Origin of the sequence: Halobacteriovorax vibrionivorans (assembly GCF_003346865.1) — a bacterium.
Taxonomy (GTDB): Bacteria; Bdellovibrionota; Bacteriovoracia; order Bacteriovoracales; family Bacteriovoracaceae; genus Halobacteriovorax_A; species Halobacteriovorax_A vibrionivorans.
This window is the reverse complement of record NZ_QDKL01000001.1, coordinates 508,808-525,898: the sequence shown is the minus strand read 5'-3', so window position 1 is coordinate 525,898 and position 17,091 is coordinate 508,808. Positions and strand designations below refer to the sequence as shown.

The window sequence follows — 17,091 nt, the reverse complement described above, 5'->3', positions numbered from 1 at the left end:
CGTGAAGGGAGACTTAGGTCTCCCTTTCTTATTTGTATGTATCCATAATATCTCTAAAGAATAATTTAACTTTTTAGTCCGAATCCTTTGTATATAATGAAAAGTAGTTCATCTAAGGAGTACAAAGTGAAAAAGTCATGGCCTCTATTAATTGTATTGTTCTACACATCAGCATTTGCAAATACTATTGTTCCTGAGATTTCTCGTGACGGAAAAACCCTTAATCGATCGGCACTTGCAGTAGCTTTTGAAAAGAGAAATTATGTTGGTGGTGAAATTCATGATGGTGATTATCAAGGTGAGAATATTCAGTTATTTGGAGGGGCCTTTGTTGATCAATTTTCTTTTCAAGCAGATGTAGACTTTGACGATGATTTATTAGATGACGATCGCTACGATGTGAAGGCCGGTTATCGATTTGCTAGTAATATGGCGTTGGCCCTCGGTGTCGCTGCAACAGACTTTGTGGATGATCCTTCTATTGAAGTTGGGCTATCAACTATTTCAAATAATTTAATTATTGCAGGCTCATTCACTGCAAATATTAGAGATAATGCTGATGATAACTACACACTTACAGCAGGACTTGGGCAGGATGAAAAGAGCTTAAGTTGGGAAGCTGGGATTCGATATGATCTTAATGATAACGACGATGATCTTCTCGGACTATTTGCTGGAGCTACAAGAGTAGTAAATAATGTTGAGCTAGATGGAGATATTGAGTTTAAAACAAGAGATGAATTCACAGAGATCGATCTTAATCTTGATGCAGAATTCCTCGTACATAAAGAGTTCTATGTTACTCCAGGAGTTTTCTTTAATTATAGGGAAGTCGGAAATAACGATGATGACTACCTAGGAGTATCGGGGGATTTTGGTTATAGAGCTAACCAAGTTGATGCAACTGCAGGTCTGGATTATGTAATTTCTGATAACGACAGGCGTGATGGCATTCAGTGGAAAATTAATGCTGCTTATTTTTTCTGATTCATTTGTTTTCTTTAAAACTTTACGTATAATTTAACTATTATTTTAATTGAGTTAACTTAAGGAGAAAGTTTTGAAGAGAGTTTTCAAACTTGCTGTAATTGCAGCACTATCACTATCAGCTTACGCTAATATTTTAATGCCAGAAATTTCTAGAGATGGAAAAACTAGAAATGAATCCTTAATGGCAGTATCTCAGTCCTCTCGTAACTTCATTGCAGGGCAGTTATCTACAGTTAATCTTGAAGATGATTTTAATAATGAAATCGATATTACTACAACATCTGTCTATGGTGGATTTTCAGCAGAGTCATTCACAATGGAAATTGGCTACGATAATGCAAATTGGGATGTAGGATCAGCAGATGAAGATTTTAAAGACATTAGTATCCTAGCCGGATTTAAAGTGAATGAAAGATTAACACTAGGTGTAGGGCTTGAAACTAGTGAGCTATTAAATGGTGTTGATGACACTGGTATTAGTTTTGGAGGAACGTTACTTGTTGAAGGAACTGTTCTTGGTGGAACGATCGCACGTCATACATATGAGCTTGGTTCAGCAGAAGGTGACTTTATTCTTTTAACAGGTGCTTTTGGTTCGGCAACAAAAGATATGTCTTGGGAAACAGGTATTACTTATCAAATGGAAGGAAGCGGTGATTTAAACACTGGTGCTCGTCTTGGTATCTTTGGTAATGCCACTAAAATTTCTGGCGCCTGGGAATTTGATGGATCATTTAATTATACTTTTGGCGATTACTTAAATGAAGCAACTGGTGATAATGATTATAGCAGTATTGAAATTGAATTTGATGCTGAATATCTTCTAAACAAAGAATTTTATATTACTCCAGGTGTTAACTATACTTCAGTTGACTACCCTGATTCTGATGATAATACAGAACTTGTTAGTTTAAATGGTTTTGTTGGATTTAGAAATTCTCAAGGGCTCGATGCAACCTTTGGATTAGAATATGTTCTTAGTGGTGATATTGGCGGAGATGATGTTGATGGCCTTGGTTGGGGAATTAATGTAGGTTACGTTTTCTAATTGAAGAAAAATATGTATTATTGAAGATAGATAGGGGAGACAAAAGTCTCCCCTTATTTTTTGGGGGAAAGTTGAAAAATATACTTATAATTGCTGCCTTATCGTTACCTTTAATTAATGCCAATGCTAACTTCTTCTTGCCGGAGATATCTCGTGATGGGAAGACTTTAAATACTTCTGTTCTTGCAGTTTCTGGAGAAGCACGAAACTTTGCAGGGGCAACTTACGATCTTTCAATGTTTAAACAAGATGACGATAGCTCTATTGAATACGATATATCGACACCTGGAGCATTTGGTGCATTTAGTGCAAAAGGTTTTTCTGCTCAATTAGAAACGAAGTTTTCCCAGACAGAAATTGATGATCAGAACTCTAGTGCTCATATCGCTTCTCTTCTAACTGGTTACCGAGTTAATAAGATGATGACATTAGGACTTGGATATACTCAAGATGAATTCGATGCAGGTGTTGATGCGCAAAAGCTAGAAGCTGGTGGAACTCTTACTTTTGATGGAGTCCTCTTTGGTGGTTCCGTTGCTTATCGTGAAGTTGATGATAAAACACTTGAAGGTGGATACTTTATTTTAACGGCCGGAATGGGACAAAGAGAAAAGAATGATGTCGTTGAAGCTGGAGTTCAGCTAATGACAGAAGGATCTGATGATCTAACGAGAGGAAAGCGTTTTTCTGTCTTTAGTAATATGACAAAACTTGTTGGAAGCGTTGAAATTGATGGAAGTTTTAAATTTGGTTTTGGAAACTATTATAAAGATGATGGTGGCACGACAGATGGAAACAACTTTACGTCTTTAGAGTTTGATATTGATGGAGAATTTCTAATCTTAAATAACTTCTATGTGACTCCAGGACTTTCTTATGCATCAAGTAATGCTCCTGGTGTTTCAGAGGATACATCTTTAGTTAAATTAGGAAGTGACTTTGGATTTCGCAACGCTAAGCTAGATGCGAGCCTGGCCGTGGATTATATTTTCATTAGTGAGAAAAACGAAGTCGATTACGATGGCCTAGGTTTTGGATTGAATATCGCTTATTTATTCTAATATTTTTAAAATATACTTTTTCTTATTACTTGTTTCAATAATTTCAGCAATTTAAGGGTCTGACAATATTTCTTCTTGTTGCATATCAACGGGTGTTGTTATGCAAGAAGGAGTGGTGTACAATGTACACAGATAAGCTGTTCAATTGGAACGATACAAAGAATTTGAAGTTACAAAATGAGCGTGGTCTTTCGTTTGAAGATGTTTTGGATTCTATAGAAAATGATAAGTTCTATGGGGTATTTAGTAATCCAAGTGGAAACTTCAAAAATCAAAAAGTTCTTCTCGTTGTAATTAATAATTATCCATGTATCGTACCCTTTGTTGAAACAGAAACTGAAATATTTCTTAAGACGATAATTCCAGATAGACGTTTTAAAAAGTTTATTGATGGAGAGAGAGATGAATAAAAAATTATCTAAAAAAGAAAAAACCATTGCAGACAATTTTGCAGCAGGTGATTTTAAGAAGGCTTCAGATCATAGAGACTTTAAAGAAATTGCAAAGAAAACAAAAGCTGCTCGGATTAACTTAAGATTAGAGCAAGAAGTTCTAAACTACTTTCAAAAAGAAGCAGACCGTCAAGGTATTCCTTATCAAACGCTCATAAACAGTACTCTTTATAAAGTAGCAAAGGGAGAGCTCGTTGATAACGAAATAGTAAATTTTGGTAAAGAGCTTAAAGAAATTAAAAAGGAAATATTAAAAATTAATCGTAAAAAAAGAGCCTAAAATAAAATATAAGAGGTTTTATGAAGGCTTATTTTATTCTTATTGGACTTTTATTATCGGCATCTACTTTTGGAAATCGTATCTACAATGCAGAGTTTAGTTATAGTGAAAATGCTAGTTTCGGTAAAACAGAACCAATTTTTACTGAAGTGGGATATCGTCGGGAAGCAACTTTATTATTAGGTTTTAGACCAGTTGATATGTTCTCCTTTAGGCCAGGTTATCGAAACTCAGAAAATGATTCAGATATTGGAAGTAAGAAGAACTTCAACTGAATAAGACAGAATTGAATGATTCTGAAGTGACTAATAGCTTTGTAAACTTAGACTTTGGTTATCGTGAAGAAGGACTTGATATTACTTTAGGGTTTGAAAAGTTAATTAGCGGAGATATTAATATCTCTGGTACATCAAATGAAATTGACTTATTTAAGTTTGTTGTTGATGCGGGATTTTCTTTTTAGTAGGAAATAACTCTTAGGGCCTCGTAGGCTACGGCCGTAGCAACGTTTGAGAGGTTTAGAGATCTCACATGTTCTGAAAACATCGGAAGACAAAATAAGCGATTAGGGAAGCTATTAAAGATATGTTCTGGAAGGCCCTTTGTTTCAGAACCAAAAACTAAGTAGCAGCCTTTAGAATAACCACGATTATAGAAATGATTTTCTTTTGCAGTTTTTGTGTAAAAGAAGAGCTCTTCATCTTTAGGAGATTCACTCTCGTAGAACTCATCCCAGTTTTCATATTCTGCAACTTCAACATATTTCCAATAATCAAGCCCTGCTCGTCTTACTGCTTTTTCTGTTAGTTCAAACCCATAAGGCTTGATGAGAACAAGTCTTGCACCAAGGGCAATACAAGTGCGCCCAATACTCCCAGTGTTTCCAGGAATATCAGGCGCATATAGAACAATATTAAAAATTGCGTCTTTACTCACTTCTTAGTTTTGCTTTAAGAACTCAACTAGTGATCTTACGATTACACCAGATGCACCTTTAGATGGACAGTATGGTAGGTGGGATTGAGAATCACCAACACCTGCGATATCAAGGTGTGCCCAAGCTACATCGTTCTTAATGAACTCTTGAAGGAAAGCTGCTGCTTTTGCAGTTCCACCCCAACGTGATCCACCAATATTTTTAAGATCTGAAATTGTTCCTTTCATATCTTTTTCCCACTCAGGAATGATTGGTAGCTGCCACATATACTCATCCGCAGACTTTGAAGCTTTTAGTAGGTTACTTGCTAGTTTTTCATCATTTGACATAAGCCCACAAACTTCAGTTCCTAGAGCGATTAGGCATGCTCCAGTAAGAGTTGCAGCATCAATTAGTGCATCTGGCTTAAGGTCACATGCATAGTCTAGACAGTCTGCCATAACTAAACGTCCTTCAGCATCTGTATTTAGAATTTCAACTGTTTTACCATTTCTTGCTTTTACAATTGCATCTGGCATCGTTGCTTTTGAGTTTACAGCATTATCAGTCATACCAAGGATACAAGTGATTTTTACTGGAAGCTTCATAAGTGCAGCAGCTCTGAATGCAGCAAATACTGTTGCAGAACCGGCCATATCAAACTTCATATTCATCATTGATCCACCTGGCTTAAGTGAATATCCTCCAGTATCAAAAACAAGTCCTTTACCAACGAAAGCGATATGCTTCGTGTTTTTAGTAGCTTTTGATGGAGTGTAAGTTAGGTGTACAAGTTGAGCATCGTAAGCAGAACCATCATTTACTGAAAGGAATAAGTTCATATTCTCTTTTTGTAGTTCTTTTCTACCCATGATTTTACATTTTACACCTGGGATATCTTTTACATCTTTTTGAACCATTTTTGCATAAGCTGTAGAGCGAAGAACATTTGGTGGCTCGTTTACAAAGTCACGTGCAACGTTAACTGATTCAGCTACATGCTGAGCATCTTTGATTGCTTTTTGGAAAGCTTTTTTCTTAGTTCCCTTATCTGCTGAATCAAGAATTACTTCTTCTAATTTTGCAGACTCTGACTTTGAAAGATACTTATCAAATTTATAAGCAGTCATCTCAAATGCTTCAACAAGAATTGCTAGAGATTCTTCTTTTTTAGATTTAAAAGTGAAAGTATCAAATGCAACAGCTACCTTTTTATATTTTGAAACTGCTTTGTATGCTTTTGCTAATTCTTTTCTAATGTCTTCTGTTGTAACTTTTGTTTTGTCACCAAGGCCAACAACTAGAACATCACTTCCATAATGGTTGAATGAATAAGTTGAACCTTTTGATCCTGTGTAATCAGCTGAACTATTCATTGATTCAAAAGTCGCTTTTAGCTCTTTTGGCCAACCTGTTAGAACAACAGTTGATACATCTTTTTTACCTTTAGTTTCTGTTTTTGAGTAAGCACCGATAACATAACAATCAGCACTTGAAACTTCTTTAGTGTTTAAATTCAAAGTGAATTTCATATTTGCTCCTTAAAGGGGTTTCAAAGTGAATTAAGAGGGTATAAACTAACAGTAAGTATACAAAAAGACAAAGAATGACAATAGTCGGCAAGGGTGTTCATGAATCAGTTTGCTCGCATTAAAGACCTAATTCCAAATAAGATATTTCAAAGATATCTTGCGTCAAACTTTATTGTCCCTTTTGCAATGAGTCTAACATTCTTTGTGGCCTTCCTTTTAACAACCCAACTATTTAGATTTATGAGAGTTGTTACTAAGAAAGGCGTAAGTATAATGCAGTTTATGGAGATATTGGGCCACATCTCTATGAGTTTTATTCCAATGGCCACTCCTTTATCAATTCTATTTGCCATGATCTATACACTCAATAAATTAAGTGAAGATAGTGAGATTGTTGCATTAAGATCGATGGGAATTAATAAGCATCGAATATTCTTTCCTTATTTTATTATCTCTATTCTCATAGCTTGTTCCGTTGTCGTATTAAATACGAATTTAGTACCGACCTCTAAGAAGATCTTTAGAAATGAGTTTCGTCAACTTGGGTCAAAGGGTGTTCTGACAGACATTAAGAAGGAGCAGTTCTTTACAGATATTCCAGGAGTTATTCTCTTTGCTGAAGATGTGCAAGACGATGGGAAGATATTAGATGGTGTCTTTCTTAAAATCACTTCTAATAAAGATGTTGATAAGCTTATTATGGCAAAAAAAGGGATTTTAAATAAGCCAAAGTCTGATGCTGCTCAGTCGATGAATATTCAATTTGATTTCTATGATGGAAGTATTGTCACCTTAGATAAAGATGGTAATGAAGTCGAAAAAATTCTATTTGAAAAATATGAATATCCAATTGTTTCAAGCTTTTCGGTTAAGTCAGTAAATAAAGCAAGTATGATGTCTTCAACAGAACTTAGAAGACATCTTCGTAAGCTAAAGAATAAGCGCAATAAGACAGAGAATAAGAGAGTTCGTAATAATCTCTCAAGTGATTTAAGAAAGGGCTATATTGAATACTGGGGACGCTTCACTGTTCCGATTCAATGTGTGGTCTTTGCTCTATTAGGTTTCGTCTTTGGAGTTAAGAAAGGGCGTGGTGCAACTAAGAATACTAGTGCTATGGCCTTATTTATTACGATTTTTTATTATGGCCTATATTTTTCAGGTATTTCATTGGCCAAAAAATCAGATGTGGCCATACCATTTATTCTATTCACCCCTGCTATTATTACAGCATTTATAGGAATGAGATTTTATAAAAAGCTAGATTGGAATTCTTAGGAGAGTTAATGAAAAAGCCTGAAGATTACTCTTCAGACTTCTTTTGAGCTTCAATATATTCTTTAGATGTTTGAAATGATCCGTCTTTATTAAATATGAATAGTGGTAGCTTATATTCTTTTGCAATTTCTACAGGAAAAACTAAACTTTTTACACCTGAACGAGATGTCATGCCAAGTAGATCATTATTATAAAATACGTGCATAGCATTGATATTTCCAAGTCTAACAATCACGCGTTGGCCTTTTATAAAAACATATCTACCTTCTTTAAGTGTAAATGCTTTTATAGGCTCATCATCTTTTTTGTAAACAACCCAAGAATCACCTGAAGTTGATCTCAAAAAGACATTTTGCATATCGTCTTCGTAAGAGTTTCTTATGTTTTCAGGAATTAACTCATTTCTTTCTTCATCTGAAATTTCTTTAAATCCAAAAAGAGGAGAAGGTAAGTTGTAGAAGTTTATTTCTTTTGGCGCTTCTTCTTTTTTCTCAGTCGTTTTTTCTTCTTCTGGGACCTTTGTTTCAACAGCAGCAACTTCTTCTTTCTCTTCAACATTAGCTTCAACGGCCGCAGTCTCTTCTTGAGCAACTTGAGTTTCTTCTTGAGGAGTTTCTTCTACCGGCGGCTCTTGTGTTGTTTCAATTGCCTTAGTTTTAAGGACAACTTCTTTTGAAGTATCTTGAGAATCGACCTCTTTACTCTTATTGATATTGATATAGATAAAAATACCAATTGAAATTAAACCAACGAGACTAATAACTTTATATTTTAATGAGTCAGAGAACTCAAAACTCTTTGGTTTTAAGTCTTGTTTCCTTTCAACTTGTGCTTGAGGAAAGTCTTCTGCTTCTAATTGTTGTTTACTACTACTTGATGATTGGCCATATAATTCTTCAAGAAGATTAATGGCCTTATTTTCGTCGATATCATAAGTCTTAGAAAGAGTTTTAACAAAGCCACGTACGTACGCAATATTTGGTAGACGATTAACATCATCAGCTTCTAGTGCAGAAAGGTTTGTGATATTAATACGTGTATGACTTGAGACAGCTTCAATTCCTAGCTTCTTCTCTTCTCTGGCTTTTTTGAGATAAGAGCCTAAAGTATCTCTATTCATCTCTTCATTTGTCTGGGCTTCTTTTGCAACATCCTGTTCCATATAACGCCTTTTTAAAGATTGTTATTCTTATTTTTCTTTGAATAATAGATTTTTTTCATTAATTTATTTTTAAATTTTAAACTTCTCTTGGCGTATTGTGTGCGAGGGAATGCTTCAATAATGTGATTAAATTCAGCAATTGCTTTCTCTTCTTCACCTAATGTTTGATAAACCTTTCCTAACTCAAAATATGCTGCTGGTTGGTCTTTACACTTCCCAGTCTTAGCAATATTAAAGTTTTTAATTGCTTCAGCAATCTTACCTTCTTCATGTAATAGAATACCTAGTTGATAAGGAGCAGGACAATAGTCTAGTGTGTAGCCCAGAACTTCTTTTAGGTAGTCCTTGGCCTTTTGCTTATTTCCTCTTTTAAGTTCAATTAATGAAAGGTTGTACTTAACTCTGTATGTGTAGCGATAGACTAGATCTTTTAAAACTTCCTTGTATTGCTTCTCAGCTAAATCAATCTTTCCTTCTTTAAAATAGATTGAAGCAAGATTATTTCTTGCATCAGAATTTTTTGGATCAATTTCAATTGCTTTAAGAATTAATCTCTTTGCTTTTTCTGGACGATCTTTGAAGAAGTAGGCTAGTCCAAGGTTGTTAAGAGTTTTGGTATCATTTGGTTTTAACTGATTGGCATTTTCTAAAGCTTCTAATGCTTGAGAGTATTCCTGATCAATCATTTTTTGAGTTCCATAAGTATAAAAAAGTTCTGCTTTTTTATCTGAATTATCTTTTTGTCCTGATGAACATGAAGTCATCAGAAAAACTAAACTAATTACAATGAAAAGTAGGGAATTTCTTTTTCTCATAAATACGCCAAATGTTAATAGTTATCGTGGTTAGACTACTTTAATTGTAATTGTTTTAACGATTCTTTACAACGTTAATCTAAGAACTTACAAAGCTTTCCTATGTTTAAAAATATTAACCGATTCAAAGTGTCGGGTACCTGGGAAAAAGTCAAATAGATGGGCCTCTTGGACATCATATTCTGCTAAAATTTTTGCAGTATCTCGAGCAAGAGTTTGATTGTTACAGCTTACGTAAATGATATATTTTGGTTTAAATAACTTAGTGTATTCATCGATATTCTTAAGTCCACTTCTGGGAGGGTCTATTACTAAGAGATCGACCTCTTCAATATTCAATTTCTTTAATTGTTCTATTGCTGATGAGTTGTAAATATCAACTTCATGATATTCTTGAGTCTTTTGGTTTTGAAGCTTTATATACTTAGCTGGTGTTGCATCAATAACAATACTTCTATGGTTTAGTGATTTTGTTAAATTACCATTTCCACCAAATAGATCGACAGTTATTGAGTTCGAGTCTGTAAACTGTCTCATGTGCCCTTCAATAAGTTCGAGAAGTCTCTGATTCATTGGTGGATTAACTTGTAAGAATCCTTGAGCAGAATATCTTGAGTCATATGTTTTTAAGACTTTACCATCTCTTTCAAAAATTTCGACATGCCCTTTGGGTCTGTTTGCTTCTTTTTGCCAATTTTCTTTAAGAGAGAATAGGGCATTGTTTACATTTTCATTGGCCATGAGACATTTTTCAATAGAGATGATTTTAGTATTGTCCTCATTGAAAAAACCTAGCGAATTAGTCTTCTTATTATAGTGAAGTTGAATACGATTACGATATTCATACCTTTCACTTGCCTTATGAACCTTGAGAAATTGAGATAAATCAATCTTATACTGACGTGAAAAATTATCCAGGAATGCTTGTCTTTTAAATTCTAGTTCATCGTCGTAACTAGTGTGTAGGAAGTGACATCCACCACATTCGTTGAAATAGGGACACTTGGATTCTTCTCTAATTGGAGAAGCTTTATCAATATGCTTTAGCTTTGCAAATTGAATATTCTTTTTTGCTTTATAGACTTCAGCGACACCCTCTTCATTGGGGAGGCATTTTTGAATAAAAGTTATTTTGTCTTCGAGTTTTGAAACACCTTGTCCAATAGAGTCGATATGTTCGACTTTAAAATTCACATCAAATTTTTGAAACTTGAGTGATTTGTTGGGTTTCGTTCTTTTCTTCATAGGAAAATATGTCTCAATCTGCTATAAGTATCAACTTAGCTAAATTAGTAATATTATTAAATAATATGGCATCATTATTACAAAAATTGTCATTCTTGTTTGAACTTTTTTTTAATGGAAGTTTTATCCTCTTATACACCTTATATAGTAATAAGAAGATACCGGCTACTTGGAATCAAAAGTTTATCACTAACACTCTAGACCTCATGGTCTGGGTTGTTCCTATTGCTATTGCTCTTACTGTTTTAAAAAATATTATTGAATCAAAAAACGGAGAGGACTTCTTTAGGCGCTACGTCTTCTCCCTTTTAGTTTTCATTCCCTGTTTAATTACATGGGGAGATGTTGAGTTTACATATTTACTCGCAAGTGCTCACTTGCTATCAACAATTTTATCTTTATATGATGATGGGGGAGAACAGGCCCCTCGGGTTTATGCTAATCGCTTTGAAGCAATAAAGAATAAGATAAAACTAACGTCTGCCCAGTGGGTTCTCTTTACCTTTGGTGGAGTTATCTTAGTTGGTACATTCTTATTAATGCTTCCAATGGCCGCTGCTGATGGTAATTCGATTAGTTTTGTAGATGCGCTATTTACGGCAACTTCAGCTACTTGTGTTACGGGACTGGCCACTCTTAGTACTAAAACAAGCTTTAGTATGTTTGGGCAGTTTATAATTCTAGGACTCATTCAAATTGGTGGTCTATCCATCATGACTTTATATTCTTCAATGGCCATCGTGCTAGGGCGATCTTTAAAAATGAAGGATCGTATCATCATGCAAGACCTTTTAGATGTTTCATCTTTAGAAGAACTTGTGGCCATGATTATTAGTATTGTTAAATACACATTCATTATCGAATTATGGGGTGCCATCATTTTAACGATTGGTTTCACATTTGAAGGATTTGAATTTGGAGATGCTTTATATAATGGGTTTTTCCACAGTATTTCGGCATTTTGTAATGCTGGATTTGCTCTCTTTGATAACTCATTAGAAAATTATGCAACGAATCCTCTTATCCATGGGACGATTTCAATCTTGATTACCTTAGGTGGGATTGGATTTATTGCACTAAAGGAACTTAAACAAGTTGTGACTCGAGAAAAGACAATTGTCCGTCTTGGAATGCACACAAAAGTTGTTCTAATTACTTCTTTTGCCTTAACTGTTGGTGGTGCTATCTTTATTTTCTTTGGAGAATTCCTTGGAGCACTAGATGGTTACAATCTTTGGGAAAAAATCCAGATTGCAACTTTCCAGTCTGTGACATTAAGAACTGCTGGATTTAATACAATTCCACTAACAAACTTACATTCATATACAATATATATGATGGCCATGTTTATGTTCATTGGTGGATCGCCTGGTTCAACTGCTGGTGGGGTTAAGACCACAACTCTTGCAATTCTTGTTCAATCAATTATATCGACACTTAAAGGTGATAAGAACGTTATGATGTTTGATCGTAAGATTGCTGGCCCAGTTGTTGTTCGTGCAACGGCCCTGATGTTTATTTCAATTGTTGTATCAACAGCTTTCATCTTTATTATGATGAAAATTGAACCAAATCAAAACTTCTTACCTTTATTTTTTGAAGTACTAAGTGCTGGTGGGACAGTCGGGCTTACTTTAGGTGTTACACCGTTTTTAACAATGGCAGGGAAATTGGCAATTTCATTTCTCATGCTAATTGGACGTATTGGTCCATTAACATTAATTTTAGCAATTGGTGAAAGACAGAAATACTCAGGTAAATTAGACTATCCTGACGGAAGAATAATGATTGGTTAAAATAGAATTTATTAGAATAAAGGAATATACATGCTAGTAGCTGTAATTGGGCTAGGAACATTCGGAGCAAAAACTGCTGTTGGTCTTTTTGAAAAAGGCGCAGAAGTTATTGCAATTGATAAGAATGATGAATTAGTTGATAAGATTAAAGACCGTACAACTCACGCTGTTTCACTTGATGTAACAGACGAAAGATCTCTACGTTCAGTAAATATTTCCGATGTTGATACAGCGGTAGTTGCCATTGGGGATAATATTCAAATGTCAATTATGGCCGTAACAATGCTTCGTAAACTGGGTGTTGGTCGAGTTATTGCTCGTGCCACTTCAAAACTACATGAGCACGTTTTGCATGAAATTGGGGCCTCTGAAATTATTAAGGTTGAAGAGGAGATGGGGGAGATTGTCGCTTCAAAAATCATCGCACCTCACGTTCTTCAACGTTATAACTTTGCTGCTGGTTATTCTATTGTCGAACTTAAGTTAGGAAAGAAATTTGAAGGAAAGACACTTGTTGAAAGTAAGATTCGTCAGAATTACTCACTCAATATTGTCGCTCTTCAAAAGAAAGTTCCATATATCACTGAAGACGGTAAGTCTGCTTATCGTATGGAGATTAACGATTGTCCGATGCCGATGGATATTATCGAGTCAGATGACATCGTTGTTCTGGTAGGTAGTGAGAAGAATTTTAATAAGCTTTTTGCGGATTTAGAAGACGCATAAAGGGGAATAATTTTGAATTTATCATTAAGAAACCGAGTCGCAACAAGTTTCTCATTGGCCGCAGCAGTGGTCATACTTCTTGCGTTTATCGTGTTCTATCATTTAAATAATTTGAATAAAGAGATTGAATCAATTACTGATCGCTCTAATAAAGTAACACTTATTACTGATGAGGTTAGAATTTCTGCGGTTCAAATATTAAAAAATCAACGAAGAATTCTAACGAAGAAGCCGACACCAGAGATGGTGGAAAGAATTTTAAACCTTTGTGAATCATTTACTTCGCAACTGCAAAGACTTGATGCTCACTACGATGAGCCAGAGGTGAAGAAGATCATTGGTCAGATGTTATCTTATACTGACTCATTGAAGGTTATCTTAAGTAAAGCTTCATTATTTCATCGAAATAATATTGGTATGACCTCTATTGGGGAGCTGGCCGATAAAATTCTAGATGCATTTTCTGAGTTTCAAGATATTCAATATTATCAAAATGTAGAAAGAGAAGAGAAGATCAAAAGTATCATCAACGAGACAAAGCGTAAGATGATGATTACTTTAATTATTGCTTTTCTTTGGACAATTATTTTAGGTCTGGTCATCCCAGGAAAGATCGCCTTACCGTTTAAGAAAATTAAGGATGCAATTCGAGAGCTACAGGATTGTAACTTTGATGTTTCCATTTATTATTCTCAAGACGATGAAATTGGTGAGATTGCTCAAGAGATGAATAAAATGATTCACTCATTCAAAAAGTTTGAAGAATTAAGAGCAGATAAGATTGTCGTTGAAAATAGAAAGTTTGATGTTTTGGCCAATATGGTTAAAAGGCCAGTTCTCTTAGCAAATGCAAAAGGGGAGCTGATGTATATGAATAATCAGATTTATCAACTCCTACAAGTTCAGTCTGAGGATACGATTGGTAAGGTTATGACTGATTCGATTATTCCACAGTGCATTATTGAAACTTATGAACTTGCCATTAAGCGTCGATCGAAGATTGAAAACCAAGAGATTAAGATTGCTAAACGTGATGAAACTAAAAAATCAGATAAAGAAGTTGGTGATAAGATTTCAGTAAAGGTTGATATCGAAGGTGATGAAGCAGATGCTGCTGAGCAAAGTGAAGAAGTCGAAGAAGTTATTGAATACGTTTACGAAGGTTATGCTTCTGTAATACCTATTCGTGGACGCGAGTCGTCACTAGATTATTACCTTATGGTTATGACTAAAGAGGTTCAGGCATCATAAAATTTATGACGCCTGGGCCCAAAACCCCTCTAATATAATAGTTATCCTTAAAAATCTATGCTATGATCAACGAATTTAGCGGAGTTATAGTTACAATGATCGATAGTAAATTTATTAGAAACTTTTCTATTATTGCCCATATTGACCACGGGAAGTCGACCCTTGCGGATCGTTTAATTGAAAAGACAGGTTCCATTACTGACAGAGAAAAGTCAGATCGAATTCTTGATAATATGGAGCTTGAAAAAGAGCGTGGTATTACAATTAAGGCCCAAACGGTTCGTCTTAATTATGTAGCTCGCGATGGTCAAACTTACTATCTGAATATCATCGATACTCCAGGTCACGTTGACTTCTCTTATGAAGTATCGCGCTCACTTGCATCATGTGATGGTGCACTTCTTGTCGTGGATGCATCTCAAGGTGTAGAAGCACAAACACTTGCAAATGTTTATATGGCCATTGAAAATGATCTCGAGATCATGCCTGTTCTTAATAAGATCGATCTTCCTCACGCAGATGCTGACCGTGTAAAGCAGGAGATTGAAGACGTTGTTGGGATCGAAGCTTTAGAAGCAGATGAAGTATCTGCTAAGTCAGGTCTTGGTGTAGAGGACTTACTAGAGTCAATTGTTGCAAAAATCCCTTCTCCAAAAGGGAATCCAGATGCACCACTTCAGGGACTGATCTTTGATTCATGGTTTGATCCATATCAAGGAGTTATCTTCTTGCTAAGAGTTGTTGAAGGAAAACTTTCAAAGAAAGATAAAATTTATCTGAAAAATTCAGATCAAGAATATGAAGTCTTAAAGCTTGCTGTTAACACACCATTTTTCACTGAGGTAAAAGAGCTGGGTGCTGGTGAAGTAGGTATGGTTATCTGTGGTATTAAGAACATCCGTGACGTAAAGGTTGGAGATACTGTTGTTAATGCCAAAGCGAAAGATACGCCAAGTTTAGGTGGATACGAAGAAGTAAAACCAATGGTTTTCTGTGGTATTTTCCCTGTTGATTCAACTGATTATGAAATTTTAAAAGATGCACTTGAGAAGCTTGCCCTTAATGATTCATCTTTCACATATGAGCCTGAAACTTCTCAGGCCCTAGGTTTTGGTTTCCGTTGTGGATTCCTTGGCCTTCTTCACATGAATATTATTCAAGAAAGATTAGAGCGTGAGTTTAGTTTAAATCTAATTTCAACTGCACCTTCTGTGTCTTATAAAGTAAAAATGCTTGATGGTGAAATTGTTGACGTTGAAAACCCATCAACAATGCCTGAGCCAGGAACTTTTGAAGAAATTACTGAGCCAATGGTTTCAATCGCTATTCACGTACCAAATGAGTTTGTTGGAAAAATTATTCGTCTATGTGAAGAGAAGCGTGGAATTCAAACTGATATGAAATATATCACTGAAGAGAGAGTTCAAGTTACTTATGATCTTCCTTTAAGTGAGATGGTTTACGACTTCTACGATAAACTAAAAAGTTATACTAAAGGTTATGCTTCAATGGATTACGAGTTTAAGGACTATGCTGCCTCTAAGCTTGTAAAAGTTGATGTTCTTCTAAATGGTGAGAAAGTCGATGCACTATCAATCATTTGTCACCAAGATAATGCTTACTACAAAGGACGTGATCTAGTTGGGCGTCTAAGAAAAATCATTGATCGTCAGCAGTTTGATATTGCCATACAGGCAGCTATTGGTGCTAAAATTGTTGCTCGTGAAACGGTTAAAGCTCTTCGTAAGAACGTTCTTGCAAAATGTTATGGTGGTGACGTTTCAAGAAAGAGAAAACTTTTAGAGAAACAGAAAGAAGGGAAAAAGAGAATGAAGATGGTAGGTTCTGTTGAAGTACCTCAAGAAGCATTCCTTGCTGTTCTTTCAACTGATGAAGATGCTGGTGGGAAAAAATAAAAATGGATGAGCTTAGAAATATATTAGATGAAGCTATTCAGAGATATTCTTCAAATGATTATTACGAAAAGTTAAAATCAGCAAAAGAAGAGTATTTCAAGTTAACAGGTAAGCTATCAGAAGAAGACGAAGACTATGAATCACGTATGAACGGTTTCGTTTATTGGTATATCACTCAACGTGATCAAGATTCAGCAGGTCCTTTAATTAAAAATTATCTTTCAGATATTTCGATTGATGACTCTAAGAAAGAAGCGATGCTTGAAATTAATCATTCTCTCTTTGAGTATCGTGGTCAAAATCTTTTTAAGAAACATGTCTTTAAAGACATTCTTCATAATTCAAAATTCTATATCCCAAAAGATGAATTCACTCTTCAGCTTGTAAAGGATGATCTCTTCATTGCAAGAACAATCACTCATGAAGGCAAGACAATGTTACTTGATGATATCTCTGTTCTTCCTTACGATGCCAGGGGTCCACTTGTAAAAGAGTCGAAGAAGGTTAGAAAACTCAATGACCGAAAAAGAGATATGCAATTTCTTTTAAAAATTGAGGCCCTTAAAACGAAGTGGCGTCAGTATGGCCATATCGACCCAAAGAAAATTTTTATTTTTAAATAG

18 protein-coding genes are annotated in these 17,091 nt (G+C 35.1%); 13 read left to right on the top strand and 5 right to left on the bottom strand.

Annotation, left to right across the window (positions count from 1 at the left end; translation table 11 throughout):
* Positions 1 to 126 precede the first annotated feature (126 nt).
* The 7 genes from DAY19_RS02585 to DAY19_RS15195 all read left to right on the top strand — a co-directional run bounded on the left by DAY19_RS02585 (position 127) and on the right by DAY19_RS15195 (position 4,294).
* Positions 127 to 987, top strand: coding sequence for a hypothetical protein (locus tag DAY19_RS02585; protein ID WP_114705621.1), 861 nt, complete (start codon positions 127 to 129; stop codon positions 985 to 987).
* 73 nt (positions 988 to 1,060) lie between these two features.
* Positions 1,061 to 2,038 (top strand): hypothetical protein, encoded by a 978-nt coding sequence (locus tag DAY19_RS02580; protein WP_114705620.1) that lies wholly within the window; start codon positions 1,061 to 1,063, stop codon positions 2,036 to 2,038.
* Between the two features lie 71 nt (positions 2,039 to 2,109).
* Entirely contained in the window at positions 2,110 to 3,099 is a 990-nt protein-coding gene (locus DAY19_RS02575) for a hypothetical protein (RefSeq protein ID WP_114705619.1), read from the top strand.
* Positions 3,100 to 3,221: 122 nt separating this feature from the next.
* Positions 3,222 to 3,509, top strand: coding sequence for a toxin (locus tag DAY19_RS02570; RefSeq protein ID WP_114705618.1), 288 nt, complete (start codon positions 3,222 to 3,224; stop codon positions 3,507 to 3,509).
* Positions 3,502 to 3,831 (top strand): CopG family antitoxin, encoded by a 330-nt coding sequence (locus tag DAY19_RS02565; protein WP_158536754.1) that lies wholly within the window; start codon positions 3,502 to 3,504, stop codon positions 3,829 to 3,831. The genes DAY19_RS02570 and DAY19_RS02565 overlap by 8 nt, the downstream gene beginning before the upstream one ends.
* A gap of 20 nt (positions 3,832 to 3,851) precedes the next feature.
* A complete protein-coding gene (locus tag DAY19_RS02560; RefSeq protein ID WP_114705616.1) occupies positions 3,852 to 4,106 on the top strand; it encodes a hypothetical protein in 255 nt (84 codons plus the stop codon).
* 26 nt (positions 4,107 to 4,132) lie between these two features.
* Positions 4,133 to 4,294, top strand: a complete 162-nt coding sequence (locus tag DAY19_RS15195; RefSeq protein ID WP_158536753.1) for a hypothetical protein — start codon at positions 4,133 to 4,135, stop codon at positions 4,292 to 4,294.
* On the opposite strand, the gene DAY19_RS02555 is transcribed toward DAY19_RS15195, so the two are convergent.
* Together DAY19_RS02555 and DAY19_RS02550 are read right to left on the bottom strand one after the other, a co-directional pair.
* The gene (locus DAY19_RS02555) at positions 4,291 to 4,767 is read right to left on the bottom strand and encodes a tRNA (cytidine(34)-2'-O)-methyltransferase (protein WP_199506603.1); all 477 of its coding nucleotides are present in this window, start codon (positions 4,765 to 4,767) and stop codon (positions 4,291 to 4,293) included. The genes DAY19_RS15195 and DAY19_RS02555 overlap by 4 nt on opposite strands.
* Before the next feature lie 3 nt (positions 4,768 to 4,770).
* Entirely contained in the window at positions 4,771 to 6,279 is a 1,509-nt protein-coding gene (locus tag DAY19_RS02550; RefSeq protein ID WP_114705615.1) for a leucyl aminopeptidase, read from the bottom strand.
* 99 nt (positions 6,280 to 6,378) lie between these two features.
* Between DAY19_RS02550 and DAY19_RS02545 the strand changes: the two genes are divergently transcribed.
* Positions 6,379 to 7,557: an LptF/LptG family permease gene (locus DAY19_RS02545; protein ID WP_114705614.1), complete on the top strand. Its 1,179-nt coding sequence runs from the start codon at positions 6,379 to 6,381 to the stop codon at positions 7,555 to 7,557.
* A 25-nt stretch (positions 7,558 to 7,582) separates the two neighbouring features.
* Here the strand turns inward: DAY19_RS02545 and DAY19_RS02540 are convergent, their stop codons facing one another.
* The 3 genes from DAY19_RS02540 to DAY19_RS02530 all read right to left on the bottom strand — a co-directional run bounded on the left by DAY19_RS02540 (position 7,583) and on the right by DAY19_RS02530 (position 10,728).
* Complete coding sequence (locus tag DAY19_RS02540) at positions 7,583 to 8,719, bottom strand: helix-turn-helix domain-containing protein (RefSeq protein WP_114705613.1); 1,137 nt, start codon at positions 8,717 to 8,719, stop codon at positions 7,583 to 7,585.
* 11 nt (positions 8,720 to 8,730) lie between these two features.
* Positions 8,731 to 9,534: a tetratricopeptide repeat protein gene (locus DAY19_RS02535; RefSeq protein WP_114705612.1), complete on the bottom strand. Its 804-nt coding sequence runs from the start codon at positions 9,532 to 9,534 to the stop codon at positions 8,731 to 8,733.
* An 87-nt stretch (positions 9,535 to 9,621) separates the two neighbouring features.
* Positions 9,622 to 10,728: a class I SAM-dependent RNA methyltransferase gene (locus tag DAY19_RS02530; protein WP_158536752.1), complete on the bottom strand. Its 1,107-nt coding sequence runs from the start codon at positions 10,726 to 10,728 to the stop codon at positions 9,622 to 9,624.
* A 116-nt stretch (positions 10,729 to 10,844) separates the two neighbouring features.
* Here DAY19_RS02530 and DAY19_RS02525 point away from each other — a divergent pair, with 116 nt between their 5' ends.
* The 5 genes from DAY19_RS02525 (at position 10,845) to DAY19_RS02505 (ending at position 17,091) form a co-directional block, all read left to right on the top strand.
* Positions 10,845 to 12,575, top strand: a complete 1,731-nt coding sequence (locus DAY19_RS02525; RefSeq protein WP_158536751.1) for a TrkH family potassium uptake protein — start codon at positions 10,845 to 10,847, stop codon at positions 12,573 to 12,575.
* Between the two features lie 30 nt (positions 12,576 to 12,605).
* On the top strand, positions 12,606 to 13,301 hold the full coding sequence (locus DAY19_RS02520; protein WP_114705609.1) for a potassium channel family protein: 696 nt from the start codon (positions 12,606 to 12,608) through the stop codon (positions 13,299 to 13,301).
* A 12-nt stretch (positions 13,302 to 13,313) separates the two neighbouring features.
* On the top strand, positions 13,314 to 14,552 hold the full coding sequence (locus tag DAY19_RS02515) for a HAMP domain-containing protein (RefSeq protein WP_114705608.1): 1,239 nt from the start codon (positions 13,314 to 13,316) through the stop codon (positions 14,550 to 14,552).
* Between the two features lie 95 nt (positions 14,553 to 14,647).
* Positions 14,648 to 16,468 (top strand): translation elongation factor 4, encoded by a 1,821-nt coding sequence (gene lepA / locus DAY19_RS02510; protein WP_133296895.1) that lies wholly within the window; start codon positions 14,648 to 14,650, stop codon positions 16,466 to 16,468.
* 2 nt (positions 16,469 to 16,470) lie between these two features.
* Positions 16,471 to 17,091, top strand: coding sequence for a hypothetical protein (locus DAY19_RS02505; RefSeq protein ID WP_114705607.1), 621 nt, complete (start codon positions 16,471 to 16,473; stop codon positions 17,089 to 17,091).

Excerpts from the sequence above, each read along its gene's own strand:
- DAY19_RS02570 (WP_114705618.1), top strand. The coding sequence starts at position 3,222 with ATGTACACAGATAAGCTGTTCAATTGGAACGATACAAAGAATTTGAAG.
- DAY19_RS02565 (WP_158536754.1), top strand. The coding sequence starts at position 3,502 with ATGAATAAAAAATTATCTAAAAAAGAAAAAACCATTGCAGACAATTTT.
- DAY19_RS02560 (WP_114705616.1), top strand. The coding sequence starts at position 3,852 with ATGAAGGCTTATTTTATTCTTATTGGACTTTTATTATCGGCATCTACT.
- DAY19_RS02550 (WP_114705615.1), bottom strand. The coding sequence starts at position 6,279 with ATGAAATTCACTTTGAATTTAAACACTAAAGAAGTTTCAAGTGCTGAT.
- DAY19_RS02545 (WP_114705614.1), top strand. The coding sequence starts at position 6,379 with ATGAATCAGTTTGCTCGCATTAAAGACCTAATTCCAAATAAGATATTT.
- DAY19_RS02540 (WP_114705613.1), bottom strand. The coding sequence starts at position 8,719 with ATGGAACAGGATGTTGCAAAAGAAGCCCAGACAAATGAAGAGATGAAT.
- DAY19_RS02535 (WP_114705612.1), bottom strand. The coding sequence starts at position 9,534 with ATGAGAAAAAGAAATTCCCTACTTTTCATTGTAATTAGTTTAGTTTTT.
- DAY19_RS02525 (WP_158536751.1), top strand. The coding sequence starts at position 10,845 with ATGGCATCATTATTACAAAAATTGTCATTCTTGTTTGAACTTTTTTTT.
- DAY19_RS02520 (WP_114705609.1), top strand. The coding sequence starts at position 12,606 with ATGCTAGTAGCTGTAATTGGGCTAGGAACATTCGGAGCAAAAACTGCT.
- lepA (WP_133296895.1), top strand. The coding sequence starts at position 14,648 with ATGATCGATAGTAAATTTATTAGAAACTTTTCTATTATTGCCCATATT.
- DAY19_RS02505 (WP_114705607.1), top strand. The coding sequence starts at position 16,471 with ATGGATGAGCTTAGAAATATATTAGATGAAGCTATTCAGAGATATTCT.